This is a genomic window from Kineococcus haloalkalitolerans (assembly GCF_050871905.1).
In the GTDB taxonomy this organism is placed as follows: domain Bacteria; phylum Actinomycetota; class Actinomycetes; order Actinomycetales; family Kineococcaceae; genus Kineococcus.
In genome coordinates, this window is record NZ_JBJLSH010000006.1 from 86,733 (window position 1) to 104,855 (window position 18,123).

At 76.0% G+C, this 18,123-nt stretch carries 16 protein-coding genes; 12 read left to right on the plus strand and 4 right to left on the minus strand.

Features of this window, described 5'->3' with window-relative positions; genetic code table 11:
* Positions 1-14 precede the first annotated feature (14 nt).
* Together ACRYMY_RS04610 and ACRYMY_RS04615 are read left to right on the plus strand one after the other, a co-directional pair.
* Entirely contained in the window at positions 15-416 is a 402-nt protein-coding gene (locus ACRYMY_RS04610) for a VOC family protein (protein ID WP_432546091.1), read from the plus strand.
* A gap of 9 nt (positions 417-425) precedes the next feature.
* Entirely contained in the window at positions 426-932 is a 507-nt protein-coding gene (locus ACRYMY_RS04615; protein WP_432546092.1) for a mycothiol transferase, read from the plus strand.
* Positions 933-936: 4 nt separating this feature from the next.
* On the opposite strand, the gene ACRYMY_RS04620 is transcribed toward ACRYMY_RS04615, so the two are convergent.
* The 3 genes from ACRYMY_RS04620 to ACRYMY_RS04630 form a co-directional block, all read right to left on the minus strand.
* On the minus strand, positions 937-2,190 hold the full coding sequence (locus tag ACRYMY_RS04620) for an MFS transporter (protein WP_432546093.1): 1,254 nt from the start codon (positions 2,188-2,190) through the stop codon (positions 937-939).
* A gap of 73 nt (positions 2,191-2,263) precedes the next feature.
* Complete coding sequence (locus ACRYMY_RS04625) at positions 2,264-2,467, minus strand: cold-shock protein (RefSeq protein ID WP_369052430.1); 204 nt, start codon at positions 2,465-2,467, stop codon at positions 2,264-2,266.
* Between the two features lie 191 nt (positions 2,468-2,658).
* On the minus strand, positions 2,659-3,747 hold the full coding sequence (locus ACRYMY_RS04630; protein WP_432546094.1) for a fatty acid desaturase family protein: 1,089 nt from the start codon (positions 3,745-3,747) through the stop codon (positions 2,659-2,661).
* A gap of 284 nt (positions 3,748-4,031) precedes the next feature.
* On the opposite strand from ACRYMY_RS04630, the gene ACRYMY_RS04635 reads away from it, so the two are divergent.
* On the plus strand, positions 4,032-6,323 hold the full coding sequence (locus ACRYMY_RS04635; protein WP_432546095.1) for a HelD family protein: 2,292 nt from the start codon (positions 4,032-4,034) through the stop codon (positions 6,321-6,323).
* Positions 6,324-6,342: 19 nt separating this feature from the next.
* Here ACRYMY_RS04635 and ACRYMY_RS04640 read toward each other — a convergent pair whose 3' ends face one another.
* On the minus strand, positions 6,343-7,089 hold the full coding sequence (locus ACRYMY_RS04640) for a sulfite exporter TauE/SafE family protein (protein WP_432546096.1): 747 nt from the start codon (positions 7,087-7,089) through the stop codon (positions 6,343-6,345).
* Between the two features lie 141 nt (positions 7,090-7,230).
* On the opposite strand from ACRYMY_RS04640, the gene ACRYMY_RS04645 reads away from it, so the two are divergent.
* From ACRYMY_RS04645 to ACRYMY_RS04685, 9 genes are all read left to right on the plus strand, one after another.
* Positions 7,231-8,244 carry a sigma-70 family RNA polymerase sigma factor gene (locus ACRYMY_RS04645; RefSeq protein WP_432546097.1) on the plus strand — a complete coding sequence of 338 codons (1,014 nt, stop codon included), beginning with the start codon at positions 7,231-7,233 and terminating at the stop codon, positions 8,242-8,244.
* A 61-nt stretch (positions 8,245-8,305) separates the two neighbouring features.
* Complete coding sequence (locus ACRYMY_RS04650; protein ID WP_432546098.1) at positions 8,306-9,322, plus strand: LacI family DNA-binding transcriptional regulator; 1,017 nt, start codon at positions 8,306-8,308, stop codon at positions 9,320-9,322.
* Positions 9,323-9,549: 227 nt separating this feature from the next.
* Entirely contained in the window at positions 9,550-10,857 is a 1,308-nt protein-coding gene (locus tag ACRYMY_RS04655) for an ABC transporter substrate-binding protein (RefSeq protein ID WP_432546099.1), read from the plus strand.
* A gap of 86 nt (positions 10,858-10,943) precedes the next feature.
* A complete protein-coding gene (locus tag ACRYMY_RS04660) occupies positions 10,944-11,975 on the plus strand; it encodes a carbohydrate ABC transporter permease (RefSeq protein ID WP_432546100.1) in 1,032 nt (343 codons plus the stop codon).
* A complete protein-coding gene (locus ACRYMY_RS04665) occupies positions 11,975-12,871 on the plus strand; it encodes a carbohydrate ABC transporter permease (RefSeq protein ID WP_432546101.1) in 897 nt (298 codons plus the stop codon). The genes ACRYMY_RS04660 and ACRYMY_RS04665 overlap by 1 nt, the downstream gene beginning before the upstream one ends.
* Positions 12,872-12,943: 72 nt before the next feature.
* Positions 12,944-14,431, plus strand: coding sequence for a GH1 family beta-glucosidase (locus tag ACRYMY_RS04670; RefSeq protein ID WP_432546102.1), 1,488 nt, complete (start codon positions 12,944-12,946; stop codon positions 14,429-14,431).
* 40 nt (positions 14,432-14,471) lie between these two features.
* A complete protein-coding gene (locus tag ACRYMY_RS04675) occupies positions 14,472-16,835 on the plus strand; it encodes a helicase-associated domain-containing protein (RefSeq protein ID WP_432546103.1) in 2,364 nt (787 codons plus the stop codon).
* Positions 16,836-16,902: 67 nt separating this feature from the next.
* Positions 16,903-17,301 (plus strand): hypothetical protein, encoded by a 399-nt coding sequence (locus ACRYMY_RS04680; protein ID WP_432546104.1) that lies wholly within the window; start codon positions 16,903-16,905, stop codon positions 17,299-17,301.
* 101 nt (positions 17,302-17,402) lie between these two features.
* The coding region (locus ACRYMY_RS04685) for a helicase-associated domain-containing protein (protein ID WP_432546105.1) at positions 17,403-18,123 on the plus strand (721 nt) is incomplete at its 3' end.

Sequence of the window (18,123 nt, forward strand, 5' to 3'; positions counted from 1 at the left end):
GGCACCATGCCCCGGTGACCGCTGCCGCGACCGCTCCCGCCCGGTTCAAGGACCTGTGCCTCGACGCGCGCGACCACCAGGCGCTCGCCGACTTCTGGTGCGCGGCGGCCGGGTGGCGCCGCGTCCCGCTGCCCGGCGGCGAGCCGCGCCCGCCCGGGGACCCCGTGCTGCTGCGGGACCCCGCCGGGAGGGCACCCGACCTGTGGGTCGCGCCCGTGCCGGAGCCCAAGGCGGTGAAGAACCGGATGCACGTCGACCTGGTCGGCGACGTGGACGCGCTGCTCGCCCTGGGGGCCGCGCTGCTGCGCCGCCCCGACGAGCAGGTCGCCTGGACGGTGCTCGCCGACCCCGAGGGCAACGAGTTCTGCGTGTTCGCCCCGCCCTCCCCGGGTGCGGACGGCGGCCCGACGGCGTAGGCAGGGGGCGTGGACACGCGCGACCTGCTGCTGGAGGCCTACGGGCGCATCCCGCCCCTCGTGCACGCCGCCGTGGACGGCGCGGACGAGGACCTGCTGGCGGCCCGGCTGGACCCGGGGGGGAACACCGTCGCCTGGCTGGTGTGGCACCTGACCCGCGTCCAGGACGACCACCTGTCGGAGGTCATCGGCGCCGAGGACGTGTGGACGGCCGGGGGCTGGGCCCGCCGGTTCGCCCTGCCGTTCGACGACGCCGAGACCGGCTACGGCATGGGACCCGAGCAGGTCGGGCGGGTGCGGGCGAGCGCGGAGCTGCTCGGCGGGTACCACGACGCCGTGCACGAGCGCACCGCCGGCTACCTGCGCACGCTGTCCGCGGACGACCTGGACCGCGTCGTCGACGAGCGCTGGGACCCGCCCGTGACGCTGGGCGTGCGGCTGGTCAGCGTGCTGGACGACGACCTGGAGCACGCAGGGCAGGCCGCGTTCCTGCGCGGCACCCTGGAGCGCCGCTGACACCTCACCCGCCGGTCCCCGGACCCGCGCGGGGGTCGACGGCGGAGGACGGCAGCGTCCGCTCCAGGCGCAGCGTCCCCGCGCCGGCCAGCGCGGTGAGGACGGCCAGCGCCAGCCAGGGAGCGGCGGCGTCCACGGCGAACAGCGTCGTGAAGAACGCCGGCGCCACGAGCGAGGCGACGGCGAAGGAGTACTGGAAGCTCGCCAGGTAGCGCCCCCGCGCGGCCGGCGGCGCGGTGGCCGAGGCCAGCGCCGTGGAGGCGGGGGCGTGCAGCAGCTCGGCGGCCGTCGCGAGCAGCGTGACCGCCGCGAGCGCCACGGCCAGCGGGACCGTCGCGGCCGGTCCGAGGACCGCCAGGACCAGCGCCCAGAGCGTCCACAGGGCGGCCGCGAGGGCGACGACGCGGGTGCGCCGGTGCCGCGGCAGGCGGGCACCCACGGGTGCCGCCAGCGCGGCCACCAGCGCCGCGTTGCCGGCCAGGACGGCCGCGGTCAGCCACGCCGGTCCCAGCAGGTGCCGCTGCACCACCGTCGGCAGGGCCAGCCCGAGCAGCAGGCTGGCCAGCGCGAAGACGGTGTTGAGCACCACCAGGGCGAGGAAGGGCCGGTCGCGCACGAGGTCGCGGTACCCGCCCGCGAGCGCCGCCCGCCGGCCCGCGCGGGTGCCGGGCGCGCGCACGAACACGGCGATGAGGGCGGCGGCCAGGGCGAACCCCGCCCCGGCGGCCAGCGCCACCGCACGGTACGTGCCGGCGCGCCCGTCGCCGACGACGACGCCGGTGAGCAGGCCGCCCGCGGCCAGGCCCGCGGTGCGGGCACCGTTGGCCAGGGAGAACCACGCGTCGGCGGAGCGCCCTGAGGGGTCGCCGTCGGCGTGGTCGGCGACGAGGGTGAACACCGCCGACCAGAACGCGCGCACGCCGACGGCGACCACGGTCGCGGCGGCCAGCACCCCGGCGGCCGAGGTGACGTGGGCGTACGCGAGGAAGCCCGCGGCCTGGGCCAGCTGGGCGGCGACGACGACCGGGCGGGCGCCGACGCGGTCGACGAGGGCGCCCACCCACACCGGCACCGGCAGGGCGACCGCGTTCGCGACGGTCAGCAGGACGCCGAGCGGACCCAGCTCCACGTCGGTCGTGCGCAGGAAGAACACGAGGGACAGGGGCAGGAACAGCCCGTTGCCCAGGGAGTCCACGGCCAGGGCCGCGACCAGGACGGCTCCGCCGCGCGAGCGCCCGGGGGGCGCGTTCGGGACCACGGTCGGGCATCCTGCCCCGGACGCACGACGGCCCCCCACCCGTGCGGGTGGGGGGCCGTCGTCGCGGCTCAGATCAGAGACGCGTGACCTGGCTGGCCTGCGGGCCCTTCTGGCCCTGCGTGACCGTGTACTCGACGCGGTCGTTCTCCTCGAGCGAGCGGTAACCGCTGCCGGTGATCTCGCTGAAGTGGACGAAGACGTCGGCCGAGCCGTCCTCGGGGGCGATGAAGCCGTAGCCCTTCTCGCCGTTGAACCACTTGACAGTGCCCTGGGCCATGGTGGCCTCCTCTTGGTGTTGGTGCGCTCCCGCGGGGGGAGCTGGTCGTCGAGGGGCCTACCAGGTGGAAAGCTTCGCGAAACCCTCGAGAACATCCTCGGGGTGCTGTGAACACGTCGAGAACTGCGACTCGCCCACGACCGTAGCACCTCCTGGCAGCGGTGCCCACCGGTGGACCGGCCGGACCCGCCTCAGGCGCGCAGCTGCGCGGCCAGCGGGCAGCTGAACGGGTGGCGCGCCGCGAGCCCGACCTCGTTGAGGTACCGCACGATCGAGCGGTACGAGGAGAGCAGCCCCTCCTCGGTGTAGGCGATGCCGTGCTCGGCGCAGAAGCGCTGCACGAAGGGGCGCGCGCGGCGGAGGTTCGGGCGGGGCATGCTCGGGAACAGGTGGTGCTCCACCTGGAAGTTCAGCCCGCCCATGACCAGGTCGACGAACCAGCCGCCGCGCACGTTGCGGGAGGTCAGGACCTGCCGGCGGATGAAGTCGACCTTGGCCTCGCGCGGCAGGACGGGCATGCCGACGTGGTTGGGCGCGAACGCGCCGCCCATCGCCACGCCGAAGGCGGCCATGTGGACGCCGAAGAAGGCGGCGCCGCGGCCGGGGCCGAGCAGCAGCACCAGGGCCGCCAGGTAGACGGACCAGTGGGTGGCGATGAGGGCCACGTCCAGCCAGCGGCCCTTGGCGCGGCGGCTGGACGACACGAGCGAGCGGGCGCTGGCCGCGTGCAGGTTCAGGCCCTCCAGCAGCAGCAGCGGCAGGAAGAACCAGCCCTGGTGGCGGGTGAACCAGCGCAGCGGCCCGCGGCGGGAGGCCGCGGCCTCGGGGTAGAAGGAGATGACGTCCGACTCCACGTCGCCGTCGGTGCCGCGCTTGTTGGGCGCCTGGTGGTGACGGGTGTGCTTGCCCATCCACCAGCCGTAGCCCAGGCCGTTGAGCAGGGCCGCGAAGATGCGCGCGGCCCACTCGTTGCCCCGGTGCGAGGCGAAGATCTGCCGGTGCGCGCCGTCGTGGCCGAGGAAGGCGAACTGGGTCAGCACGAACGCCAGCGGAGCGGCGACGAGCAGGACGAGCCACGAGTCGCGCAGGAGGACCGCGCCGGTGACGACGGCCGAGAAGGCCGCGGTCGTGGCCGCGATGCGCAGCCAGTAGGTGCCGGTGCGGCGCTGCATGAGGCCGGCGGCCTGCACCTGCGCCGTCAGCTTCGCGTACGGGGTGGCGGGACGCCGGCGCTCGCCGGGCGCGGAGCCCCCGGGAGCCGTGGTGGTGGACGTGCTCATGCAGCCTCCTGGCCTGTCCTCGACCGGCCGTGACCGGTCCGTCGGTGCAGTGCCCGGGAGGTGGGACCCGTGGAGAGCACAGCGCGCGGGCGCCACCGTCGGCGGCGCCCCTCAGGTTAACGGCGCCCGGGACGGGGCTGTTCCACCGGACCGCGGCCCGGTGGCGCCCCCCGGCCGGGGCGCCACCGACCGGGTCATCCCCCTCCGCCCGCGGCACCCGGCGCGACTACCCTCTTGCGGTGCCCTCGCCGGGCACGACGACCGTCACGGGGAGAGACCGTCGAGTGAGCCAGTCCACCGCCCACGACCGCGCCGGGTCCGCGCGCGGGACCGGTCACGGCAGCGACGCCGAGGTGGCCCGCGAGGACGCGCACGTCGGTGAGCTGTACGCGCGGCTGGACGCGCTGCGCGAGCAGACGGCCGAGCAGCTGGCGCAGGTGCGCCGCACCCGGGCCACCGGCACCCACCAGAGCCGCTTCGAGCGCGACGCCTTCGCCACCCTGTACGAGGACCGCCTCGCCCAGCTGTGGTCGGTGGAGAACCGGCTGTGCTTCGGCCGCCTGGACCTGCGCGAGGGCGTGGCCGACCCGCGCCGCTACGTGGGGCGGCTCGGGCTGGCCGACGAGCGCGGCAACCAGCTGCTGGTGGACTGGCGGGCGCCCGCGGCGCAGGACTTCTACCAGGCCACCGCCGCCTCCCCGCGCGACGTGGTGCGCCGCCGGCACCTGCTGACGCGGGGCCGGCACGTCACCGGCGTCGACGACGAGGTCCTCGTGGCCGGTGAGGGCGAGCGCACCACGGGCGACGCGGCGCTGCTGGCGGCGGTCAGCGCGCCCCGCACGGGCCGCATGGGCGACATCGTCGCCACCATCCAGGCCGAGCAGGACCGGGTGATCCGCGCCTCCGAGCGCGGTGTCCTCGTCGTGCAGGGCGGCCCGGGCACCGGCAAGACGGCCGTCGCGCTGCACCGCACCGCCTACCTGCTGTACACGCACCGCGACCGGCTGGCGCGCAGCGGCGTGCTGCTGCTGGGCCCGAGCCCCGTGTTCCTGCGCTACGTCGAGCAGGTGCTGCCCGCGCTGGGCGAGACGGGCGTGGTGACGATGACGCTGGGCGAGATGCTCCCCGGCGTCGTGGCGCACGGGCAGGACGGGCCGGCCGCGGCCGCCGTCAAGGGCGACCTGCGGATGGTGGACGTCCTGGCCGCCGCGGTCGCCGCCCGCCAGCGGGTGCCGCAGCGCGCGGTGCGCCTGGACCTGGACGGCTCCCGCGTCCTGCTGCGCCCGGACGCGGTGGCCTCGGCCCGCACGCGCGCGCGGCGCTCGCGCAAGCCGCACAACGCCGCCCGGGTCGTCTTCGTGCGCGAGGTGCTCGACGGGCTCGTGCAGCAGCTGGCCCGCGCGCGCGGCGCGGACCTGGCCGAGGAGCGCGAGGACCTGCTGGCCGAGCTGCGCGCGTCCGTGGACGTGCGCCGCGAGGTCAACCTGTGCTGGATGCCGCTGACCCCGCAGAAGGTGCTGGCGGCGCTGTACCGCAGCCCGGAGCTGCTGGCGCGGGCCGGTCACGGGCTGGGCGACGACGAGCGCGCCGCCCTGCACCGCGAGGACGCGGCGGCGTGGACGGAGGCGGACGTCCCGCTGCTGGACGAGCTGGCGGAGCTGCTGGGGCCGCTGGAGGAGGCGGGCGCCGCCGAGCAGCAGCGCGCCGCGGACCGCGAGCAGCAGCTGGCCCACGCGCGCCGCGTGCTGGAGGACTTCGAGAGCTCCGGGGTGGGCAACCCGCTGGTCACCCCCGAGCTGCTGGCCGACCGCTTCTCCGCCGACGGGCCGACCGGGACGGTCGCCGAGCGCGCCGCCGCCGACCGCACGTGGGCGTACGGGCACGTGGTCGTCGACGAGGCGCAGGAGCTGTCGCCGATGGCGTGGCGGCTGGTGGAGCGGCGCTGCCCGTCGCGGTCGATGACGCTGGTGGGCGACGTGGCGCAGACGTCGAACCCGGCCGGCGCGCACAGCTGGGCCCAGGCGCTGAAGCCCGTGGTGGACGACCGCTGGCGCCTGGAGGAGCTGACCGTCAACTACCGCACGCCGGCGCGCATCGCGCGGGTGGCGGCCGACGTGCTGGCCGCCGCCGGGATCGACGCGGTGCCCCCCACGCCCGTGCGCGAGGGCGAGCACGACCCGGTGGCCGTCGCGGTGTCCGGGGCGGGTGACGTCGTGGCGGCCGTGCTCGCCGAGCTGGCGGACCTGGACGAGGGGCGGCTGGCGGTGCTGACGGCGGAGGCGGACGGCCCGATGGGCGCCGACGCGCTGCGCGCGGCCGTGGCCGCGGCGCTGCCCGCCGGCTCCGTGGCGGCCTCCGCGGACGACCTGGACGCGAGGGTGGGCGTCCTGGACGTGCAGCGGGCCAAGGGCCTGGAGTTCGACGTCGTCCTCGTCGTCGAGCCGGCCGCCGTGCTGCGCCGCCCGCGCGGGGCCAACGACCTCTACGTGGCGCTGACGCGCGCCACGCAGCGGCTGCTCCTGCTGCACGCCGAGCCGCTGCCGCCGGGCACGCGGTCGGTGCGACCGGCCCGGTAGGGGGCGCCCGGACCGGCGCTCAGCGGCCCGTCCACAGCCGCACGGCCAGCGCGAGCCCGGCCAGGGCGATGAGGACCCGCAGCACGCGCGCGTCGACGCGGCGCACGATCACCGGGCCGAGCCGGCCGCCGAGGTAGCAGCCGACGCCGAGCGCGAGGGCCGCGGCCCACTGCACCGGCCCGAAGAGGGCGAACCCGACGGCGGCGACGGTGTTCGCGGCGCCCGTCATGAGGTTCTTCAGCGCGTTGTTGCGGGCCAGCGACTGCTCGTGCAGGACCTCCATGAGCGCCAGCATCAGCACGCCCGCCGCGGCGCCGAAGTACCCGCCGTACAGGCCGACGGCGAACAGCGCCAGCAGCACCAGCGGGTTGCGCGCGGACACCCGGCCGGGCCGCAGGCGCTGCACCCGCGGCTGCAGCAGCAGCACGAGGGAGGCGCCGGCGACGAGGAAGGGGACGACGACCTCGAAGGTGTCCGCGGGCAGCGCGAGCAGCAGCGCGGCGCCGGTGGCGCCGCCCGCGGCCGCGACGGGCAGCAGCCGCGCCAGGCGGCGCCCCTGCCCGCGCAGCTCGGGGCGCGAGCCGGCCGCCGCGCCCACGGTGGTGCCGAACAGGGCGACGGTGTTGGTGACGTTGGCCGCCAGCGGCGGCAGCCCGGCGACCAGCAGCGCCGGGTAGGACACCAGCGAGGCCAGCCCGGCCGTCGAGCCGACGAGCCCGGCGCCCGTCCCGGCGAGCAGGAGCAGGAGCAGCTCGGTCGCGGGCACGGTGGACCAGGGTGCCGCACCGGGGCCGCCCGCCCGCGGCGAGGCCCACCGCCACGTCCCGCGACACGTCCACCGGGCGTCCACCTCGGGTCCACCGTCCGGGGCTCCCGCCGTGTCGGACCCCCGTGCTCTGCTGTGACCGTGACCACATCGACCGCCACCAGCTCCGTGCCCGGCGGGGTCGCGCCCGCCGACCTCGAACCCCGCCTCGCCGCCCACCGCGGCGAGCTCACCGGCTACTGCTACCGGATGCTCGGGTCCGCCTTCGACGCCGAGGACGCCGTCCAGGAGACGCTGCTGCGCGCCTGGAGGGGCATCGACGGCTTCGAGGGGCGCTCCGCGCTGCGCTCCTGGCTGTACCGGATCGCCACGAACGTGTGCCTGACGATGCTCGAGGGCCGCTCGCGCCGCGCGCGGCCGATGGACCTGTCCGCCTCGGCGTGGGAGCCGGTCGAGGCGTCGCTGGCGGCCCGCCGGCCGGAGGACACCTGGCTGGAGCCGATGGTCGACGCGCGGGTGCTGCCCGAGGCGGGCGACCCCGCCGACGTCGCCGTGGCCCGCGAGTCGGTGCGGCTGGCGTTCGTGGCCGCCCTGCAGCACCTGCCCCCGCGCCAGCGGGCCGTCCTCGTGCTGCGCGAGGTGCTGCGCTGGCGGGCCGAGGAGGTCGCCGAACTGCTGGGCACGACGACCGCGTCGGTGAACTCCGCCCTGCAGCGGGCCCGCGCCACGCTGGCCACCCGCCCCGACGTCGACGCCCCGCCGGCGCCGCTCGACGCCCGCCACCAGCGGCTGCTCGACGAGTACGTCGCCGCCTTCGAGAGCTACGACATGCAGCGGTTCGTGGCCCTGCTGGCCGACGACGTCACCCAGAACATGCCGCCGTTCGAGCTGTGGCTGGAGGGCGCGGACGACGTCGTGGCCTGGATGCGCGGCCCCGGGCGGCAGTGCGAGGGGTCGGTCCTGAAGCCGGTGGCGCTCAACGGGGGTCCCGCCTTCGCGCACTGGAAGCCGATCGGGCCCGGCGGCTCGCTCGTCCCCTTCGCCCTGCAGGCCCTGGAGCTTCGCGACGGGCGGATCCACCGGATCACCTCCTTCCTCGACACCCGCCTGTGGGACCTGTTCGGGATCGACCGCACGCCACCCGCCCGGACCTGACACCGGCGGGCACGCGGGGTGGGACAGTGGGGCACCGTCCACCACCCGTCGAGGAGGATCCGTGCCGAGCCCGAGCGCGCCCACCCTGGAGTCCGTCGCCGCGCGCGCCGGCGTCTCGCGCGCCACGGCGGGGCGGGTGCTGGCCGGGTCGACGAAGGTCAGCCCCGCGGCCCGCGAAGCCGTGCTGCACGCCGCCGCGGAACTGCGCTACGTCACCAACCAGGCGGCGCGGGCGCTGGTGACCCGCCGCAGCGGCTCGGTGGCGCTCGTCGTCGTCGAGCCCGTCGAGCGGTTCTTCTCCGACTCCTACTTCCCGCTGGTGCTCAGCGGCGCGCAGAGCGTCCTGGCCCAGCGCGAGGTGCAGCTGGTGCTCGTGACGCTGTCGACGGCCGCCGAGCGCGAGCGGTTCGAGCGCTACGCGCGCGGCGGGCACGTCGACGGCGCGATCCTCGTCTCGGTGCACGGGCCGGACCCGCTGCCGGACCACCTGCGCGAGGCCGGCATCCCGGTGGTGCTCTCAGGCCGCCCCTACGACGACGCCTCGGCGGTGCCGTGGGTGTCGGCCGACAACGTCGGCGGAGCGCGGGTGGCGGCGCGCCACCTGCTGGAGTCCGGCTGCCGGCGGGTGGCGACCGTGACCGGCCCGATGGACATGCGGGTCGGCCAAGACCGCCTCGCGGGGTTCGAGGAGGAGCTGCGGGCGCACCGGCGCCGGCCCTCGCGCCGGCTGGTCGCCACGGGCGACTTCAGCGTCGCGGGCGGGCGCGCGGCCACCGAGGAGCTGCTGGAGCGCCTGCCGGACCTGGACGGGCTGTTCGTCGCCAACGACCTCATGGCCGCCGGTGCGCTGCAGGCGCTGGCCGCCGCGGGCCGGTCGGTGCCCGGGGACGTGCGCGTCGTCGGCTTCGACGACGCGCCGCTGGCGGCGGCGGCCACCCCGCCCCTGACGACCGTGCACCAGCCGGTCGTCGAGATGGGCCGGGAGCTGGCGCGGATGCTGCTCGTGATGGTCGACGGCTCCCCCGCGCCCGCCCCGGTCGTCGTGGGCACCGAGCTGGTGCGGCGCGCCACCGCCTGACCCCGCCCCTCCCCCGTTCCTGCGCCCAGCCGTCCGGGCGCGGAGCCCCCGAGGGTCCGGGCGAGCAGTTCCCCCGAGGGTGTTGACACCCGACGCGGTACCCGACACTCTGGTGCGACCCCGTGAGAGCGCTCTCAATCTCACCGCACCACCGATGAGAGCGCTCTCTCGCACAGACCGATCGACGACGATCAGCCCCGACGGCGGGGCCTGCGAGGAGATCAGCCATGTCCCTGGAGAAGAAGACCCTGGCCGGTGCGGCTGCCCTCGTCTCGGGCGCCCTCCTGCTCACCAGCTGCAGCTCGGCCGGAGCGGACACCGAGAGCAGCGGCACCACCGCGGACGGCAAGACGATCATCAGCGTCTCGCTGTTCGGCACCATGGGTTTCGAGGAGTCCGGCCTGTTCGACCGGTACGAGGAGCTCAACCCCGACGTCGAGATCCAGTACGAGTCGACGCAGGGCGAGTCGAAGTACTGGCCGGCGCTGCAGACCAAGCTGCAGTCCGGCACCGGGCTCGCCGACGTCCAGGGCATCGAGGTCGCCCGCATCGCCGACGTCGTGGCCAACCAGTCCGACAAGTGGGCCGACCTGAGCCAGTTCGAGACCGCTGACCAGGTCCCCAACTACCTGGAGTGGAAGGCCGACGCCGCCACCACCGCCGACGGCAAGGTCCTCGCGCTGGGCACCGACATCGGCCCGATGGGCATCTGCTACCGCAGCGACCTGCTGGAGCAGGCCGGCCTGCCCACCGACCCGGCCGAGCTGGCCGCGGCGATGACCGACTGGGACGCCTACCTCGACCTGGGCCGCCAGTACAAGGCCGCTGCCCCCGCCGGCTCGGCGTGGACCGACTTCAGCGGCGGGCTCTACAACGCGATCGTCTCCACCGAGGAGACCATCTACTACGACGAGTCCGGCGAGCCGGTGTGGGACACCAACCCCGCCGTCCGCGAAGCCTTCGACACCGCCGCCGAGGCCGGCCAGGAGGGCCTGACCGCCAAGCTGGAGCAGTTCAACGACCCCAACTGGGACCCCGGCTTCGCCTCCGGGGCCTTCGCCACCATCGCCTGCCCGTCCTGGATGATCGGCTACATCAAGGGCAAGGCCGGTGACGCCGGTTCCGGCCTGTGGAACGTCACCTCGCTGCCCGGCGGCGCCGGCGGCAACTGGGGCGGTTCCTACCTCGCGGTCCCGGAGGCCTCGCAGCACAAGGAGGAGGCCGCCGCGCTCATCAAGTGGATGACCGACGCGGAGCAGCAGGCCGAGGTCTTCAACAACGTCGGCAACTTCCCCTCCAACACCCAGGGCATCGAGCTCGTCGGTGGCACGACGGACCCGTACTTCCAGGACGCGCCCATCGGCCGGATCTTCTCCGAGTCCGCGCAGGCGGCGCCGACCCAGATCCTCGGCGAGGGCGACGGCGTCATCAAGACGGCCCTGACCCAGGCCCTGCTGTCGGTCGAGGCCAACGGCGTCAGCGCCGACGACGCGTGGGCGAACGCCGAGTCCGAGATCAGCAACCAGATCGGCTGAGCCGAGCCGGACCCGGAGCCGGCCGACGGGACCACCCCGCCGGCCGGCTCCCCCTCCCCCGCCAGGCCCGTCGACCAGGAGACGACATGACCATCTCCAGCACCACCGCCTCACCGCCCGCGCCGGCCGGCCCGCCGCCGCGCGTGGTCGTGACGGAGAAGCTCACGTGGAAGCAGCGGCTGTTCCGCGCGGAGGAGAAGGGCGCCCCGTACGCCTACATCGCCCCGTTCTTCCTCCTCTTCCTCGCCTTCGGGCTGTTCCCGCTGGTCTACACGGCGTGGATCAGCCTCTACGAGCAGAAGCTGGGGTCGTCGACCTCGACGTTCGTGGGCCTGGACAACTACCGCTGGCTGTTCGAGAACGACAAGTTCTACAACGCGCTGTGGCGCACGCTCACCATCGGGATCCTCTCCACGGTCCCGCAGCTGATCTTCGCGCTCGGGCTCGCCCACGCGCTGAACTACCGGATGCGCGGGCGCAACCTCTTCCGCATCGCGATGATCATGCCCTACGCCACCTCGGTGGCCGCGGCGACGCTGGTGTTCGCGCAGATCTTCGGCCGCGACGCCGGGTTCGCCAACTGGGTGCTGTCGTTCTTCGGCGTCGACGCGATCGACTGGCGCAACGGCGACTTCACCGCCCAGCTGGCCATCGCCGTCATCGTCACCTGGCGTTGGACCGGCTACAACGCCCTCATCTACCTGGCGGGCATGCAGTCCATCTCGCAGGACCTGTACGAGTCCGCCTCGCTGGACGGCGCCAACCGCTGGCAGCAGTTCTGGCACATCACCCTGCCGGGCCTGCGCCCGACGATCCTTTTCACGGTCGTCGTCTCCACCATCGGCGCCACCCAGCTGTTCGCCGAGCCGCTGCTGTTCGGCGGCGGCACCGCCAACGGCGGCGCGCTGAACCAGTACCAGACCGTGACGCTGTTCATGTACCAGCAGGGCTGGACCTTCGGGTTCCTCGGGCGGGCCGCCGCGATCGCCTGGGTGACGTTCCTCATCATCATCCTGCTCGTCGTGGTCAACACGTCCATCGCCCGGATGCGCGACCGCGACCCCGCGCAGGCCGCCACCAGGAGGGCCCGCCGGGCCGCCGCGAAGGGAGCCCGCTGATGGCCGCCACCACGACCGCCGTGCAGCAGGCGTCGATCGCCGCGCCGGCGCCGGAGGGCCGCAAGCGCCGCTACCGGGCGCCCGACCAGGCCGGGCCGTTCACCTACGTCCTGCTGGCCGTGACGGCCTTCCTCTTCGTCGTCCCCTTCTACTACATGATCGTCGCGGGCAGCCGGCCCATGGCGGAGATGAACCAGACCCCGCCGCCGTGGCTGCCCGGCCCGGACCTGTGGTCGAACATGGTCAGCGCGTTCCAGCAGCAGAACATCGGCCTGGCCGTGTGGAACTCGTTCCTCGTCTCCACGGCGATCACCGTCGCCACCCTGCTGTTCTGCACGCTGGCCGGCTTCGCCTTCGCCAAGCTGCGCTTCAAGGGCCGCTCGACGTTCTTCGGCATCACCATCGCGACGCTGATGATCCCGCCCACGCTGGGCGTCGTGCCGCTGTACATGGTCATGGCCGACCTGCAGCTGACCGGCAACCTGTGGTCGGTGATCCTGCCGACGATGGTCACGGCGTTCGGCGTGTTCTTCATGCGCCAGTACCTCGTGCAGACGCTGCCCGACGAGCTGCTGGAGGCCGCGCGCATGGACGGCGCCACCTCCACCCGCACGTTCTTCAGCATCGTCCTGCCCATCGCCCGGCCCGGCATGGCCGTCCTGGGGATGCTCACGTTCATGACGGCCTGGAACGAGTTCTTCTGGCCCGTCATCGCGCTGAACTCCTCCAACCCCACCGTCCAGGTCGCGCTGAACAACCTCGGCAGCGGCTACGTCCCGGACCAGTCGGTCATCATGGCCGGCACCCTCGTCGGCACCCTGCCCGTGATCGTCGTCTTCCTCATCATGGGGCGGCAGATCGTCAACGGCATCATGGCCGGCGCCGTCAAGGGCTGACCCGCCCGCCCGTCCCAGCCCGAGACCCCACCACCCGAGAGGAGGCGGGCCGCGCCCCGCGGTCCGACCGGCATGACCACCACCGAAGAACCCGCCACCACGACGACCACCGCGGCCGTCCCCGCCGCCCGCCCCCAGCCGCGCGAGGGCGTGCGCGCCTTCCCGCCCGGCTTCGTCTGGGGCACCGCCACCGCCGCCTACCAGGTCGAGGGAGCCGCCGACGAGGACGGGCGCACCCCCTCGATCTGGGACACCTTCAGCCGCACCCCCGGCAAGGTCCTGGGCGGCGACACCGGCGACGTCGCCGACGACCACTACCACCGCTTCCGCGAGGACGTGGCGCTCATGCAGCGCCTGGGGCTGCGCGCCTACCGGTTCTCCGTGGCCTGGCCGCGCATCACCCCGCAGGTGAGCGCCGACGCCCTGGGCCCGGTCAACCCCGCGGGCCTGGAGTTCTACAGCACCCTCGTCGACGAGCTGCTCGCCGCGGGCATCGAGCCGGCCGTGACGCTCTACCACTGGGACCTGCCGCAGGCCCTCGAGGACGCCGGCGGCTGGACCAACCGCGCCACCGCCGAGCGCTTCGCCGAGTACGCGGGGATCGTCGCCGGCGCCCTCGGCGACCGCGTGAAGACCTTCATCACCCTCAACGAGCCGTGGTGCTCGGCCTACCTCGGCTACGCCTCCGGCGTGCACGCGCCCGGGCGCACCGACCAGGCCGCCGCCCTCGCCGCCGTGCACCACCTCAACCTCGCCCACGGGCTCGGCGCCAGCGCCGTGCGCGCCGCGGCCCCCGGCGCGCGGGTGGCGCTGACGCTGAACCTGGCGTGGGTGCGCACCGACCGCGGCACCGACGCCGACCACGACGCGGTGCGCCGCGTCGACGGCCTGCAGAACCGCGTGTTCCTCGACCCGGTGCTGCGCGGTCAGTACCCGGCCGACGTGCTGGCCGACACGGCCTCCGTCACCGACTGGTCGTTCGTGCGCGAGGGCGACCTGGAGCTGGTGCACCAGCCGCTGGACGTCCTGGGCGTGAACTACTACAGCCCCACCGTCGTGCGGCACTGGGACGGCGGGGCACCGCGGGCCGAGGCCGACGGGCACGGCGCCTCCACGCACAGCCCGTGGCCGGCGTGCGAGGACGTGGAGTTCCCCGAGCTGCCGGGGCACAAGACCGCGATGGGCTGGAGCGTCGACGCCCGCGGCATGCGCGAGCTGCTGCTGCGCATGCACGCCGAGCACCCCGGCCTGGAGCTGCTGGTCACCGAGAACGGCGCGGCCTACCCCGACGTCCTCGTCGACGGCCACGTCGACGACGCCGACCGGATCCGCTACCTGCGCGACCACCTGGGCGCCGTGCTCGACGCCGTGGAGGCCGGGGCGCCCGTGCGCGGGTACTTCCTGTGGTCCTTCCTCGACAACTTCGAGTGGGGCTACGGGTTCTCCAAGCGGTTCGGCATCGTCCACGTCGACTACGAGACCCAGGTGCGCACCCCCAAGGACAGCGCCTGGTGGTACTCCGGCGTCATCGGCGCCAACGCCCTGCCCGCCGGGGACTGAGCGGCGGGCGAGCGGCGGCGGGCGCCCGTACCCTCGTGCGGTGCCCGCCGCCACCCCGCGCACGCTCGCCGAGGACCTGCGGGCGCGCCCCGACGACGGGCTGGAGGAGCTGCTCGCCCTCCGGCCCGACCTCGTCTCGCCCCTGCCGACCTCGACGACCGCGCTGGCGGCGCGCGCGACGACCCGCGCCAGCGTCCAGCGGGCCCTGGACGCGCTGGACTCCCCCGCCCTGCAGGTCGCCGAGGTCCTCGCGGTCCTGCCCGGCCCGGTGGGAGTGGGCGCCGTCTCGCGCGCGTGGGGGGCGAAGGCCGGCGAGCAGGTGGACCGGCTGCGCCGGCGGGCCCTGGTGTGGGGCACCGACCGGCGCCTGCACCTGGTGCACGCCGTGCGCGACCTGCTGGGCCCGCACCCGGCCGGGCTGGGCCCGTCGCTGGCCGACGCCCTGGGCCGGCGCTCCCCGCAGCGGCTGGCCGAGCTGCTGGAGGACCTGGGCCTGGAGGTCAGCCACGACCCGGAGACGGCGCTGCCGCGGCTGGCCGCCCACCTCGGGGACGCCGACGTGCTGGCGGGTCTGCTGGAGCCGGCGCCCGAGGGCGTGCGGGCGCTGCTGGACCGCCTGACGTGGGGCCCGCCGACGGGCGCGGTCGAGCGCGCCGACCGGCAGGTGCGCACGGCCACGTCGAGCACCCCCGTGGACTGGCTCCTGGCGCGCGGGCTGCTGGCCGTGTCGGGGCCGGGCACCGTCGTCCTGCCCCGCGAGGTCGGCCTCGCGCTGCGCGGCGGGCGCGTGCACCGCGCCCCCGACCGCGAACCGCCGGCGCTGCCCGCGACGGCGCGCCGGCCCGCGCTGGTCGCCGGCGGGTCCGCGGAGGCCGCGGCCGAGGCCGTCCGCCTCGTCGACGCCCTCTGCTCGCTGTGGTCCAGCGCCCCGCCGCCGGTGCTGCGCGCCGGCGGGGTGGGCGTGCGCGAGCTGCGCCGCACCGGCACCGCCCTGGAGGTCGACGAGCGGACCACCGCGCTCGTCGTCGAGCTCGCCCACGCCGCCGGGCTCGTCGCCGACGACGGCGACGTGGAGCCGCGCTGGCTGCCCACCCCCGCCTACGACGACTGGCGCGAGGAGGACGTGCCGCGCCGCTGGCGCGTCCTGGCCGCCGCCTGGCTGGCGACCACCCGCGTGCCCGGGCTCGTCGGCAGCCGCGACGCCCGTGACGCCCCCCGCAACGCGCTGGGTGCCGACCTGGACCGCGCCGCCGCCCGCGCCGTGCGCCGGGAGGTGCTGGACCTGCTGGTCGGCGCACCGGTGGACCACGCCGTCGAGGCGGACGCGGTGGTGGCGCGGCTGCGCTGGCAGGCGCCGCGGCGCACCGGGCGGCTGCGCGAGGACGTGGCCCGCTGGAGCCTGGGCGAGGCCGGCTGGCTGGGCGTTCTGGGCGCCGGGGCGCTGTCGGCGGCCGGGCGCGCCCTGCTGGCCGGTGACGAGCAGGGCGCCGAGGAGGCGCTGGCCGCCGCGCTGCCCGTACCCGTCACCGAGGTGCTGCTGCAGGCCGACCTGACGGCCGTGGCGCCCGGCCCGCTGCGCGCCGACCTGGCGGTCCGGCTCGGCGCGGTCGCGCGGGTGGAGAGCCGCGGCGGCGCGACCGTCTACCGCTTCGACGACGCCAGCGTGCGCCGCGGCCTGGACGAGGGGCTGACCGCCGACGACGTCCTGTCCTTCCTGGCCGGGGTCTCGGCCACGCCCGTGCCGCAGCCGCTGGAGTACCTCGTGCGCGACGTGGCCCGCCGCCACGGCCGCGTGCGGGTCGGGCGGGCCGGGGCGTACGTGCGCGCGGAGGACCCGGCGCTGCTGGCGCAGCTCGTCGCCGACCGCCGCTGCGCCGGGCTGGGGCTGCGGCTGCTGGCACCCACGGTGCTGGCCGCGGCCGCCGGCCCGGAGGAGGTGCTGGCCGCGCTGCGCGCCGCCGGGGTCGCCCCCGCCGCCGAGGGCCCCGACGGCGAGCTGCTCGTGCGCGCCGCCGAGCAGCTGCGCACCCCGCCGCGGTCGGCGCCGCGCCCGGCGGCCGGCGAGCCGGGGCCACCGGCGCCCGTCCTGCTCACCGCGGCCGTGCGGGCGCTGCGCGCCGGGGACGAGGACGCCGCCGCCAGCGAGCAGCGCCGCGCCGCGCACGCCGACGCCCCGCCGCTGCCGCCGCTGGACCCGGCGACGTCCCTGGCGCTGCTGCGCGAGGCCGCCGGGCAGCGCCGCGCCGTGTGGGTCGGCTACGTCGACGCCGACGGCCTGGGCAGCCGGCACCTCGTCGAGCCGGTCGGCGTGGACGGCGGGCGCGTCACCGCCTACGACCGCGCCTCCGGTGCCGTGCGCTCCTTCTCGGTGCACCGGGTCACCGGCGTGGCCGCCGCCGGCTGATCCCGCGGCCACCCGGTCCGGCGGACAGCGCGGGCGCCGCGCCCGCCCGCGGGGCTACCGTCGGCGGGTGACGACGTCCCCGCGGCCCGCGCCGTTCCCGCCGCCCGCGCAGCCCGCCGCGCCCGGCCCCGCGCCCGGCGCGGCGCACGCGGTGCTGTGGACGGGCATCGGCTCGCTGGTGCTGCTCGGCACGGGCCTGGGGTGGCTCGCGGCGATCGTCGCCCTCGTCACGGCCCCCCGCGCGCGCCGCGCCGTGGCCGCCGCTGTCCCGCCGCCGGGGACGCCGCCGGGGACGCCACCGGCCGGGCGCGGGCTCGTCACCGCCGGCGTGGCGTGCGCGTGGGCGACCCTGGCGCTGACCCTGCTGCTCGTCCTGCTCGTCGTCGTGTGGGCCGCCGCGCTGTGGCAGCTGCTGCAGGGCGTCGCCCCCGCGCCCCTGGACGTCGGCGGCACCGTCAGCGCCTGAGCGCAGCGGGAAGCCGTGCGCCCGCCGCGCCGTTGCACCTCTGGAGCACCCCCGGTGACCACCCGGGAGGACCCGCCCCCGACCCCCTGGAGCCCCGGCCCGTGAACGACGGCCCCCTCATCGTCCAGAGCGACAAGACGCTGCTGCTCGAGGTCGACCACCCCCGCGCCGCCGCCGCGCGCGCGGCCATCGCGCCCTTCGCCGAGCTGGAGCGCGCCCCCGAGCACGTGCACACCTACCGGCTGACGCCGCTGGGCCTGTGGAACGCCCGCGCCGCCGGGCACGACGCCGAGCAGGTCGTCGACACCCTGCTGGAGTTCTCCCGCTACTCGGTGCCGCACGCGCTGCTGGTCGACGTCGCCGAGACGATGGCCCGCTACGGGCGCCTGCAGCTGGTCGCCGACCCCGAGCACGGCCTCGTCCTGCGCGCGCTGGACGCCCCCGTCCTGGAGGAGGTGCTGCGCTCGCGCAAGGCCGCGCCGCTGCTCGGGCAGCGCCTGGGCAGCGACACCGTGCTCGTGCACCCCAGCGAGCGCGGCAACCTCAAGCAGGTGCTGCTGAAGCTGGGCTGGCCCGCGGAGGACCTGGCCGGCTACGTCGACGGCGAGGCGCACCCGGTGGACCTGGCCGAGGACGGGTGGACGCTGCGGCCCTACCAGTCGCAGGCCGTCGACGGCTTCTGGCACGGCGGGTCCGGGGTCGTCGTCCTGCCGTGCGGGGCGGGCAAGACCCTCGTGGGGGCCGCCGCGATGGGGGGGGGGGGGGGGGCGCCCCGCCGCCCCCACCAAAAAAAACACAACAACCCCCCCCCCCCCCTCCCAC

Bases quoted from the DNA above. Each gene is read 5' to 3' on its own strand.
- ACRYMY_RS04660 (WP_432546100.1), top strand. From the start codon at position 10,944: ATGACCATCTCCAGCACCACCGCCTCACCGCCCGCGCCGGCCGGCCCG.
- ACRYMY_RS04670 (WP_432546102.1), top strand. From the start codon at position 12,944: ATGACCACCACCGAAGAACCCGCCACCACGACGACCACCGCGGCCGTC.
- ACRYMY_RS04665 (WP_432546101.1), top strand. From the start codon at position 11,975: ATGGCCGCCACCACGACCGCCGTGCAGCAGGCGTCGATCGCCGCGCCG.
- ACRYMY_RS04655 (WP_432546099.1), top strand. From the start codon at position 9,550: ATGTCCCTGGAGAAGAAGACCCTGGCCGGTGCGGCTGCCCTCGTCTCG.
- ACRYMY_RS04630 (WP_432546094.1), bottom strand. From the start codon at position 3,747: ATGAGCACGTCCACCACCACGGCTCCCGGGGGCTCCGCGCCCGGCGAG.
- ACRYMY_RS04625 (WP_369052430.1), bottom strand. From the start codon at position 2,467: ATGGCCCAGGGCACTGTCAAGTGGTTCAACGGCGAGAAGGGCTACGGC.